The sequence below is a fragment of the Ensifer sp. EB106-05-01-XG146 genome, assembly GCF_058791875.1.
Map to the genome: position 1 here is coordinate 1,552,803 of NZ_JBYTDX010000002.1, position 11,133 is coordinate 1,563,935.

Annotated in this window: 7 protein-coding genes; 4 read left to right on the forward strand and 3 right to left on the reverse strand. The window is 64.2% G+C overall.

Going from position 1 to position 11,133, the window contains the following annotated elements; genetic code table 11:
- The first annotated feature begins 74 nt into the window (after positions 1–74).
- The 4 genes from AC3WVQ_RS27215 to AC3WVQ_RS27230 all read left to right on the forward strand — a co-directional run bounded on the left by AC3WVQ_RS27215 (position 75) and on the right by AC3WVQ_RS27230 (position 4,797).
- The gene (locus AC3WVQ_RS27215) at positions 75–1,232 is read left to right on the forward strand and encodes a M20 aminoacylase family protein (protein ID WP_034805651.1); all 1,158 of its coding nucleotides are present in this window, start codon (positions 75–77) and stop codon (positions 1,230–1,232) included.
- 24 nt (positions 1,233–1,256) lie between these two features.
- The gene (locus tag AC3WVQ_RS27220; protein ID WP_234798789.1) at positions 1,257–2,174 is read left to right on the forward strand and encodes a LysR family transcriptional regulator; all 918 of its coding nucleotides are present in this window, start codon (positions 1,257–1,259) and stop codon (positions 2,172–2,174) included.
- Positions 2,175–2,352: 178 nt separating this feature from the next.
- Complete coding sequence (locus AC3WVQ_RS27225) at positions 2,353–3,237, forward strand: NAD(P)-dependent oxidoreductase (RefSeq protein WP_034805645.1); 885 nt, start codon at positions 2,353–2,355, stop codon at positions 3,235–3,237.
- 18 nt (positions 3,238–3,255) lie between these two features.
- A complete protein-coding gene (locus AC3WVQ_RS27230; RefSeq protein WP_034805642.1) occupies positions 3,256–4,797 on the forward strand; it encodes an aldehyde dehydrogenase family protein in 1,542 nt (513 codons plus the stop codon).
- A gap of 75 nt (positions 4,798–4,872) precedes the next feature.
- Here the strand turns inward: AC3WVQ_RS27230 and AC3WVQ_RS27235 are convergent, their stop codons facing one another.
- From AC3WVQ_RS27235 to AC3WVQ_RS27245, 3 genes are all read right to left on the reverse strand, one after another.
- Positions 4,873–7,155 carry a TonB-dependent receptor gene (locus tag AC3WVQ_RS27235; protein WP_492383260.1) on the reverse strand — a complete coding sequence of 761 codons (2,283 nt, stop codon included), beginning with the start codon at positions 7,153–7,155 and terminating at the stop codon, positions 4,873–4,875.
- Between the two features lie 671 nt (positions 7,156–7,826).
- Positions 7,827–8,786, reverse strand: coding sequence for a 3'-5' exonuclease (locus tag AC3WVQ_RS27240; protein WP_034805639.1), 960 nt, complete (start codon positions 8,784–8,786; stop codon positions 7,827–7,829).
- 252 nt (positions 8,787–9,038) lie between these two features.
- Entirely contained in the window at positions 9,039–10,940 is a 1,902-nt protein-coding gene (locus AC3WVQ_RS27245) for a methyl-accepting chemotaxis protein (protein ID WP_060644639.1), read from the reverse strand.
- Positions 10,941–11,133 lie beyond the last annotated feature (193 nt).

An 11,133-nucleotide genomic window follows, 5' to 3' on the forward strand; every position in this document is an offset into this window, starting at 1 on the left:
GTCCGGAATTGTGTAAGAGAAACAGGTCGGCCGCTCTGCGGCCGGCCATCCCCTCAAACGACAGGACGCACGCCATGACACGCCACGACATCAGCCCCGAGCGCATCGAGGAAACGATCCGCTGGCGTCATCACCTGCATGCCCATCCCGAGCTTGCCTTCGAGGAACGCCAGACCGCGGCCTTCATCGCCGGCCGGCTTGCCGAATGGGGCATTGCCGTGAAGGACGGTTATGGCGGCACCGGGCTTGTCGGCACGCTCAGGCGTGGCACATCGAACCGATCGATCGCCATTCGCGCCGACATGGACGCGCTGCCGATCATCGAGACGAGCGGCGCTGCCTACGCCTCGAAGACGACGGGCAAGATGCACGCCTGCGGCCACGACGGCCACGTCGCCATGCTGCTGGCCGCCGCCCGGCAGGCGAGCGAGATGGACTTCGACGGCACCGTGCATTTCATCTTCCAGCCGGCCGAAGAGGCCGAGGGCGGTGCCCGCGTCATGGTCGCCGATGGCCTCTTCCGTGATTTCCCGGCCGATGCCGTCTATGCGCTGCACAACTGGCCGGCGCTCGACGTCGGCTCGGTGGTGGCCCGCGACGACGCGATGATGGCCGCCTTCGGGGTCTTCGAAATCACCATCACCGGTCGCGGCGCCCATGGGGCGATGCCGCATGAGGGTGCTGACCCGCTCGTCGCTAGCGCCCAGATCGTCACGGCCTTGCAGACGATTGCCAGCCGTAACGTCTCGCCACTCGAAGCGGCCGTCGTCTCCGTCACACAGATCCACGGCGGCGACGCCTGGAACGTGATCCCGGAAAAAGCCGTGATCCGCGGCACCACGCGCTGGTTCGACAAGGCGGTCGGTGACACGCTCGAAAACCGGATGCGCACGCTCGTTTCGGCCCTTGCCGAAGGGCTCGGCTGCACGGCCGAGCTCGATTATCAGCGCCGCTATCCGGCGACGATCAACGATCCCGCAGCCGCCGCGCTCGCACGCTCGGTCGCCGCGGCAGACCCGGCCTTGACGGTCATCGACGCGCCACCAAGCATGGCGGCCGAGGACTTCGCCTTCATGCTCGACGAACGTCCCGGCTGCTATCTCTGGCTCGGCGCAAGACGCGAGGGCGTTAACCCCGGCCTGCACTCGCCGCACTACGATTTCAACGACGCGATCATCGGCCAGGGCGTAAACCTCTGGACACGCCTGATCGCGACCTCGCTTGGTCGTTGACCCCAAGGGGATTCCGTCGCATCCATGACCACCATGGACGTACTCGACGCGAAAGCGCTCAGGATCTTTATGGCGGTTGCGCGCATCGGTTCGATCCGGGGCGCTGCGGAGCATATGGGGCTGGCGCCATCGGTCGTCAGCCGCCAGATCGCCGACACTGAACGCGACATCGGCCTGTCCCTCTTCGAGCGCACCGCCCGCGGCACGGTCCTGACCGACGCCGGTGAACTGGTGCTCGAACACGGCAAACGCGTGCTCGAGGACAACGGGCTGCTTGCCGAGCAGCTCGACCAGATCCGCGGCGTGCAGCAGACCCGCATCCGCATTCGCTGCGGCGAAGGTTTCATGGCCGACCTGGTGGAGCACGGGCTCTCGTCGTTCTCAAAGGCACACTCCTATGTGCGCTACATCGTCGAACTCGGCAGCACCGAAGACGTCGTCGACGCCATCGCCAACAGCGACGCCGACATCGGCATCGCCTACAATCCCCTGACCGAACCGCGCATCCGGGCGCTGGCGATTGCGCGCCAGCCGCTCTGCGTCATCGTGCCGGCGGGCCATCCCCTGTCCGAGCGCAGCGACCTGAAACTTGCCGATTGCCTCGCCTTCCCGTGCGCGCTGCTCGGCAAGGGCAATGGCGTGACACAACTGGTGGCGCGGGTGGCGGCCGATGCGGGGCTGGCGCTGGCGCCGTTGCTCGAAACCCATTCGATCGAGGTGCTCCGCCGCTTCGTTGCAGCAAGCCTTGGCGTCACCTTCCTGCCGCGCACGTCCGTAACCGTGGAAATCGCGCGCGGGTCCATGCAGGCGATCGACCTCTCCGATCCGCTGCTGAGCGAGGCGAGCGCGCATTTGATGGTGCGGGCCCACCGCCGCCTGCCGCTGTCGGTCGAAAAACTCGGCCAGCATCTCGCGCGCGAGATGCAATCCTTCCAGACTTAGAAGACCGTCCTAGCTCGATGAAACCCGCGCGGCGCTAACGCTCGCCTTTCCCATCACCGGCGGTCGAGCAGACGTTGCCACGCCAGCAACGCATTGTACCAGGCGCGCCGTCTACCCGCTCGCCAGCCCGCATGCCACCTTCGCCGGATCATTCTGATCATACGAGGGTAAGCGGATCATGACGGCGGAACGAACGACAGTTGGCGTGGTGGGTTTGGGCGCCATGGGTCTCGGCATGGCGACGACGCTCGCCGGCAAAGGTTTTGCCGTCAAGGGCTTCGACCTCTCCGAGGCCCGGCGCACGCTTGCCGCCGAAGGCGGGGTGACCCCGGTCGAGGCTCTGACTGACGTCTTCTTCGACACCAACTTCATCGTCTTCTCGCTGCCGACCGCCAAGGACGTGGCAGCCGTCGTCGAGGCCAATCTCGAAGCGCTGAAGGCGGCCGGCCGCCGCGTCGTCATCATCGACACCTCGACCTCCGAGCCGGATGTCTCGCGTGATCTCGCCGCAGCCCTTGCCGGCCTCGGCCACGGCTTCATCGACGCGCCGGTCTCCGGCGGTCCGGCAGGTGCCGCAAGCGGCAAGCTGACGATGATGATCGGTGGCAGTGATGCGGACGTCGCCCTTGCCGGCCCGGTGATCGACGCGATGTCGGCCAAGGCCCTGCATGTCGGCCCGAGCGGCGCCGGCAACGTTGCCAAGCTCGTCAACAACCTGCTCGCCGCCGCCCATATGGTGACGACGGGCGAAGGGCTGAAGCTGGCGCTTGCCGCCGGGCTCGATGCGGACGAGGCGCTGAAGGTGCTCAACGCCGCGTCCGGCAAATCGATGATCAGCGAAGTGCATTTCCCGACCTGGGTGATGAACGGCCGCTTCGACAGCGGCTTCACCATGGGCCTGATGCGCAAGGACGTGCGGCTTGCCAGCGAGCTTGCGGCCCGCACCGGCGCCGATCTGCCGCTCTCGGGCGCGGTCGCCAAGCTCTGGGCCGAGAGCCCGCTCGAAAACGCCGAGGACTTCACCCGCATGGGCGCCTTCCGCCCGGTGGCCAACGACAACTGAGACTTGAAGGGAACGACGATGAACGACATGACCATGCCCGCCAAGGCCGAGCGCATCCGGGCGCTGTTCCACGGCATCATTCCCGGCACCGAGATCGGCAGCTATGTCGACGGCACGCTGGTGCCCGGTTCCGGCGACGAGCAGGCGCTCACCGATCCGGCGACCGGCGAAGTCTTCGCCACCTTCAAGGACGCCGGCGCTGATATCGTCGACGCCGCCATGCAGGCGGCAGCGCGCGCCCAGCGCGAATGGATCTCGATGACCGCTTCGGCGCGCGGCCGGGTGATGAACGAGATCGCCCGCAAGATCCGCGAGCGCGCCGGCGAGATTGCCGAGCTCGAAAGCCGCTCGGCCGGCCGGCCGATCCGCGACATCCGTGGCGAGGCTGTCCGGGTCGCCGAGATGTTCGAATATTATGCCGGCTGGTGCGACAAGCTGCACGGCGAGGTCATCCCGGTCCCGACCTCGCATCTGAACTATACCCGCAACGAGCCGGTTGGCGTCGTCGCCCAGATCACCCCTTGGAACGCGCCGCTCTTTACCGGCGGATGGCAGATTGCGCCTGCGATCTGCGCCGGCAACGGCGTCGTCATCAAGCCGTCGGAACTGACGCCGCTCAGCACGCTCGTGCTCGGTGCGCTCTGCGAGGCGGGCGGCGCGCCCCGTGGCCTCGTCAACGTCATCGCCGGCCAGGGCGTAACGGCGGGCCAGGCGATGGTCGCCCATCCGAAAACGGCACTCGTCGTCTTCGTCGGCTCGGCGCTTGCCGGTTCGGCCATTGCGGCAGCGGCTGCGAAGAACGTCGTGCCCTGTATCCTCGAACTCGGCGGCAAGTCCGGCAACATCGTCTTTGCCGATGCCGATATCGACCGCGCCATCGTCGGCGCCCAATCGGCGATCTTCTCTGGCGCCGGCCAGAGCTGCGTTGCCGGCTCACGCCTGCTCGTGCATCGCTCGGTGCACCAGCAGTTCGTCGAGCGTTATGCCGAGGCTGCCGCGCGCATCCCCGTCGGCGATCCCTATCTCGACAGCACGCAGATCGGCCCGATCAACAATGCACGACAATGGGCGAAGATCGCGGAAATGGTGCGCCAGGGCGTTGCCGAAGGTGCAACGCTTGCAACCGGCGGCGCCAAGCCGGCTTCTCTTCAAGCCTCCGGCGGCTTCTATTTCGCGCCGACCATTCTCGACAACGTCAAGCCGGACATGACGATCGCCCGCGAAGAGGTCTTCGGCCCGGTCGTCGGCGTCACCGTCTTCGACGACGAGGACGAGGCGGTCACCCTCGCCAACGACAACCCGTACGGCCTGGCAGGCGCCGTTTGGACCCGTGATGTCGGCCGCGCACACCGGGTCGCTTCAAGGGTGCGGGCCGGGACCTTCTGGATCAACGGCTACAAGACGATCAGTGTCATGTCGCCCTTCGGCGGCTTCGGCCGCTCCGGCTATGGCCGCTCCTCCGGCCGTGATGCACTGATGGCCTATACACAGACGAAGAGCGTCTGGGTCGAGACCGCGGAAAACCCGGCCGTCGTCTTCGGTTATTCGCCGGAAGCCTGATCGGCACGCCCCCCGAAACGAGAAACGGCCGGCAGAATGCCGGCCGTTTCTTTTTGTGACTGAAGCTCCTCTGGCTCAGAATTCAAACGCAGTCGACCCCATGAAGGTGCGCGGCGCGCCGGCGGCAAGGAAGCCACGGGCGGACGAGGCCCAGTAGTTCTCGTCGAACACGTTCTGGACGGTCGCCCGGATTTCCACCGGCTTAGCGTTTTCACGCTCGAAGGAGTAACGCGCACCGAGATCGACCCGCGTCCAGTCCGAGACCTTCTGCGTGTTCCTCTGGTCGTAGTAGGTGCTGCCGGTATAAACGAGGCGACCGGTGAGCGTCAGGTCCTCGACCCAGGGTGTGTCGTATTCACCATAGAGGCTGATCGCGGTCGTCGGGACGCCGGGCACACGGTTGCCATCGAACCGCTCTCCTGTTCTCGAGTTCTCTGCCTTATCGAGCTTGGCGTCCATGAAGGTGATGCCACCAAGCAAGCGAACGCCGTCAACCGGTTCGCCATAGGCTGAAAGCTCGATGCCACGGTTCACCTGCAGGCCGTCGACGGCGAAGACGCCGCCGGTTGTCAAACCGTTTGGCTGCCTGATCTCGAACAGCGCTGCGCCGAGCATTACTTCGCCGAGGTCGTATTTGAAGCCGATTTCCTTCTGCTTGCTGACAACAGGAGGGAAAATCTGGTCGCTGTTCAGAGCGTTGGACGGCGCTGACGGCCCTTCGGTCAGAGCTTCCACGTAGTTGCCGTAGACAGAGAAGCTGTCGGTGACGTTTACGAGTGCCGCGACGGCAGGGCTGAACCGGCCTTCCTCGTAATAGTAGGTCTGTTGACCGAGCGGCACGGCGCCGGGACGCGTATTGTACCCTCGTACACGCATTTCCTGATAGCGCCCGCCGACCGTCAGCTGGAAACGGTCTTCGGCAAAGGAAAGCGTATCGGAGATCGCGACGCTGGTCGCGAGCAGGTCCGAAAACGCATGCAGGTCGTTCGAGCGCGGAAGCCCGCCCGTATTGACCCAATCGCTCGGCACATAGATCGGATTGTAGATGTTGGTCATGTAGCTTCTGAAGCCGAGCCTGCCCGGATGGAAGTAGCCGCGGTTATTCTCGTTGAGCGCTCGGCTCACAGAAACGCTGAGCTGATGACTGACGGGTCCGGTATCGAACTCCGAGCGGAGACCAACCTCACCCGAGACCCCCTGGATCTCCTGCGGATTGTAGCCGAACTCGGCCAGCGCATCGCCATTGGGATTTTGAATGGTGTAGGACGTGCTCAGGAAGTCCTCGCGGTAGCGGCTGATGCCGCCGGCGGCGTAAACAGTGGTGTTCTCCAGCACGTCGAACTCGACGCGGCCAGCGACCATATTGTGTTCGCTGTCATGGTATTCGAACGGGTTGGACGTGTTGATCCGGCCGTCCGGCGCTTCCGGGATCTTGATGCCCGGCGCTGCCGCGTTGAACAGAGAGGCCGGCGCATTGATGTTCTGCTTGGAATGATTGAGGTCGAGCGAGGCACGCACCCGATCGCCGCGATAGTCGAGCCCGAGCGACAGCACGCCGATCTCGTTTTCGTTGTGGTCAAGCGCCGTGTCGCCGCCACGATAGGAACCGTTGAAACGGACGCCCCATTCGCCCTCGGGCCCGAAACGGCGACCGACATCGAGGTGCGACCACAATTGCGAGTCCGACATATAGGTGGTCGTCAGTCGCGTCAGCGGCTCGTCGGTGGCGCGCTTGGGCACCAGATTGATAGTCCCACCGACGCGGTCGACGCCGCCGTTGACCAGCGCGCTCGGGCCTTTCAGGACCTCGACGCGCTCGATACCCTCAAGGGGGCTGCGGCGCGGGTTGGTGATGTAGAAGAGGCCGTCATAGGCCGTATCCAGATTGGTGACCGAGAAGCCGCGAATGAAGAACGAATCACGCTCGCTGAACGCCGGCGCATCCATGCGTACCGAGGGATCGTTGAGGGTGACATCGGCGACCGTTCGCGCCTGCTGATCGCGGATCAGCTTATCCGTGTAGCTGGTGACGCTGAACGGGGTTTCCTTGACAGGACGGTTGCCGAGCGCGCCAAGCCGCGCACCGGTCGCCATCTGACCGCCCGCATAGGGAGCTGACGGCTGGCCGATGGTGCCGGTCTCAGGCGGCTGACCGCCCGCTTGCCCGACGGCCACGATGGGGGCCAGCTGCGTCGCGCCGCCCGAACTGCGTTCAGCCTGGGCCAGGCTTTCGACCCGGTTGGTCTTGCGTGCCTCCTGGGCCGACGCCGCCACGGCGGACATTGCCAGCAGCGACACGCCCGCCAGCACGACTTTGGCTCGCCGACGCGAAACCGAATTGAACCTGCCCCTTGCCATTCTCTTACCCCTGTAACTTCGATTAAGGTGAATTCCGTATCCGCCACTGTCGCCGGCCGAACCCAGCCGCTCAGAACGCGACGCACGCGCCTTGCCCGTTGAACAACGGTGCAGGGCGAGCCCCGGACATTGCGTTCAGTTGCGGCTATTTCGACCGACAGACGGGTCTCGTGCGCAGCAGCTCGCTTCGGCAAAGCGGGTGCGTAACCGGCCCTTCGGTCACGGCGCGTTCGGTTGCGCCCATGCAGACTGGCTGCCAGACAAAGTGTCGGCGATCGCGGGTCATCCCACGCTTGGGAGCACTCTCAAAACTGGACGAGATTGCGAACATCGACATTGAAACATCAACTATAACAATAGCATAAAACTTGAATTTCTAAGTCAAGTCTGCGCACGTATAGTCGGATTCGGTCGGGCGTCCACGCTTTTTGTGCGTGAATTCAGCGGTTAACGGTAAACCGGGCGTTGTTTGCCAGATGTGGAAAGACAGGCAAATCGGGGCGTAGCGGGCCGTCAGCCCGCGTCCGGCGCAGGACAGCCTCAGCCTGGCGCCTGCGCTACGATCGGTGGGCCGCGTCATGCAAAGATCGGCGGGAAAAGGATGTTTTAATCGAGCGACGCCCGCGTCACCGAAGGGCTTGCCCTGTCGGCCGCAGCGGCTCGTTCGCGTGTCAGGCCCGGAAGCGGTCGAAAGCGGTCAAGCGCTTGATCGGCGGATCGGCTTCCTTCCAGCGATAGATCTCCGAGCGGAGGTAGCCGAGTTCGTCTTCAAGTGCGGTTTCGGCGACTTCGACCCACCAGGATTTCGGACGGCCGTCACTTCCGTCAGACCAGCGGTAGCCGCGAGCTTTCAGATGATCCTTCATGTCGAAGGGGCTGTTTTCCGCAAAAATGCGGACGCGTGATCGCTGGCTCGCCTCGTAGAGTTCGGCAAAGGGCGTGCTGCCGGAGCCGCCATCCTTGGCAAGGACTTCGAGCAAAGCGAAACAGTCGTCGACCGCCCGGTGGCCGTCGTGGAAGTAACCGGCCTGCCCGATCAGGTAACCGAGCTTGGTGCCTTCGAAGCCGCGGGAAGACCAATCGATCTCGGAGACGGAACAGGCCCATGCCTTTCCTGCAAAAACGGGCGAGAAGGCCTCGCAGAAGGGACGGTCGAAGCCGGCATTGTGGGCGATGACAAGGTCGGCCTTTTCCATCAGCGCCCGCACTTCGTCGAGGTCGATCGTCTTTCCCGCGACCATCTCGTTGGTGATGCCGGTAAGACGAGTGATTTCCGCAGGGATCGGATTGGACGGCTGGCGCAAGCCGCCGAAAACGCCAGTCACGTCTCCCAGGTTTCCCTTCTCATCGAAGGTAAAGGCGATCAGGCCGATCTCGATGATCTCATCCTTGCGATGGTTGAGCCCTGTGGTTTCGGTATCGAGAATGACGCCATGCAGGGGGAAGCCGGGACGCGCAACAGGCACCACAGCGCGCGGCACAAGCCGCTGCAACAGGCGATAGCGACCCGTCGCCTGAAGGTGACGGACCATATCGTCCTCGGTCAGCGATGCCCGCTTGACCGCCGGTCCACCGCCCGCCTTTTTGGAAGTTGCCTCGTCCGAAACAAAGAGGTCGAACTGCTGCGTCATTCGGTTGTCCCGCAAATTAACGACTCACACGTCTGCGTTCCAGAATAGCGGCTAACAGGCATGCTTCCCAGCAAATCGGGAAGAAGGCGCAGGAGCGCCTGGATTTTCAGGCGCAAAAGATGGGGAAACGGTCTCGCGCTTCAATATGCTCGGCGGCACTGTTGTCCCCGTCCCCGTCAACACGGGGTGCAGAAACGACAGTGCCGCCGCAGCAAGAACTTCACTTGAAGTCGTGGCGATTACGCCGCTCGATCAGGCGGCGCGGCTCCAGCCTTCGCGGGCTGCAGCACCTTCCAGCTTGAACTTCGCCAGCATCGTGCGCAACTGACGGCTCTCTTCGGCGAGCGTGCCGCTGGCGGCTGTCGTCTCTTCCACCATCGCCGCGTTCTGCTGGGTCATCTGGTCCATGTGGTTGACGGAGGTGTTGATCTCCTGCAGTGCGGTCGCCTGCTCGCGCGCCGCCGTCGCGATCGTGTTGACGTGGCCGCTGACATTGTTGACCAGTGTCTCGATCTCCAGCAGCGCCTCGCCGGTCGAGCGCACCAGCGCCACGCCGTTTTCGACTTCCGACGCCGAGCTGTGGATCAGCGTCTTGATTTCCTTGGCCGCGTTGGCCGAGCGTTGCGCCAGCTCGCGCACTTCCTGGGCGACGACGGCAAAACCGCGGCCGGCTTCGCCCGCGCGTGCCGCTTCGACGCCGGCATTGAGCGCCAGCAGGTTCGTCTGGAAGGCGATTTCGTCGATGACCGAGATGATCTGGTTGATGCGGTTGGACGAACCCTCGATGCGGCCCATGGCATCGACGGCGCTGCGCACGATCGCGCCGGAACGGCCGGCGCTTTCCTTGGTGGCGCGCACCATCTCATGCGCCTCATTCGCCCGCTCCGAGGCGGTGCGCACGGTCGAGGTGATTTCGTCGAGCGCCGCTGCGGTTTCCTCAAGCGCTGCCGCCTGCTGTTCCGTGCGCTTCGACAGATCATTGGCAGCCGAGCTCAGTTCGGCGGAGTTGTCGTTGATGGTGCTGGCCGCGGTGCGCACGTTCTGCATGGTCGACCGCAGCGTCACCATCGTCTGGTTGACGTTCGTCTGCAGCTCGGCGAAGGCACCGTGGAATTCGCCGCGCATGTTCTGCGTCAGGTCGGCGTCGGCAAGCGCCGCAATCACGCGGCGGACTTCGGTGACGGTCTGGTCGACGCTGGAGACGAGCTCGTTGACGCTCCATGCGAAGCGGTTGAGGTCGTCGTTTTCATAGTCCTTGTTGATGCGGCCGGTGAAATCGCCGGCAACGGCAGAGGCGACGACGACGCTGATGTTGGACTGCAGGTCGCTGCTGCGCGCATGGAGGGCCGCTTCCTGCGCCTTCATCGCGCGCATGGCGATGCCGTTCTTGCGGAAGACTTCGACGGCACGGGCCATCTCGCCGATCTCGTCCTGGCGGGAAACGTCCGTCGCATCTCCATCCAGTTTTCCGTCGGCAAGTTCGCTCATGGTCGAGGTCAGGTCACGGACCGGCATGACGATGCCGCGGCGGGCAACGACGAGGCTGACGCCGACGCCGAAGAGCACGCAGGCCGCAGCGGCCGCGGCGAGGATTGTCATGGCGACGGACGAGGAATTCAGCGCCTCTTCACGAGCGGCGGAAAGCGCTTCGCCGGAATAGGTGCTGTAGGTCTTGACTGTTGCCGTCACGGTCTTTTGCGCTTCGAGCGCCTTGTCGAGTGCGGCCTTGACGGCACCGGCATCTCCGCCCTTCTCGGCGGCGACGGCGACCATGGCGCGGATCTCGTCGAAGTAGCTGTTGAGCGTCAGGCGGATGTCATTCAGCAGCTTGTCTTCGGCATCGTCGGCGACCGCCTCGATCTTGGTCAGGCGGCCGAGCATTTCGGTCGCACGCTTTTCGGTTTCCGCGCCGAAGTCGGCGGCGTTCTCCGGGGCGGCGGCGAGCTGATAGGTCATGCGGCTGATGGCGATGATGTCGACGCGCAGGTCCATTGCCTCGCGCGCTGCTTCCTCACGCGCGCCGACATCGACGATCGTCGCACCGAGCGAGGAAAGACCACGCGCACCGGCAAGCGCGATCAGAATGGAGGATATGCCCATGACCACGACCACAAGGCCGACCTTGGTCAAAATCGAAAGGTTCTTGAACGTCACTGCCGTGACTCCTGTGATGTCGCAATCGCGCTGATGGGAGGGGACATGGTCAGCCAAACCGGCGGGAGGAGGACCGGATGTTTGCGGCCCCGCAAGGGGAGGAACTGGGGCGCGCACTGACCAATAAGTACTTAGTAATTTCGAATTTAAATTCGGGTTAAAAAAGCGATCGCGTCTTTTCGCATATGCAGCA

Coding starts and splice junctions, on each gene's coding strand:
- AC3WVQ_RS27225 (WP_034805645.1), top strand. CDS start 2,353: ATGACGGCGGAACGAACGACAGTTGGCGTGGTGGGTTTGGGCGCCATG.
- AC3WVQ_RS27240 (WP_034805639.1), bottom strand. CDS start 8,786: ATGACGCAGCAGTTCGACCTCTTTGTTTCGGACGAGGCAACTTCCAAA.
- AC3WVQ_RS27220 (WP_234798789.1), top strand. CDS start 1,257: ATGACCACCATGGACGTACTCGACGCGAAAGCGCTCAGGATCTTTATG.
- AC3WVQ_RS27230 (WP_034805642.1), top strand. CDS start 3,256: ATGAACGACATGACCATGCCCGCCAAGGCCGAGCGCATCCGGGCGCTG.
- AC3WVQ_RS27215 (WP_034805651.1), top strand. CDS start 75: ATGACACGCCACGACATCAGCCCCGAGCGCATCGAGGAAACGATCCGC.
- AC3WVQ_RS27235 (WP_492383260.1), bottom strand. CDS start 7,155: ATGGCAAGGGGCAGGTTCAATTCGGTTTCGCGTCGGCGAGCCAAAGTC.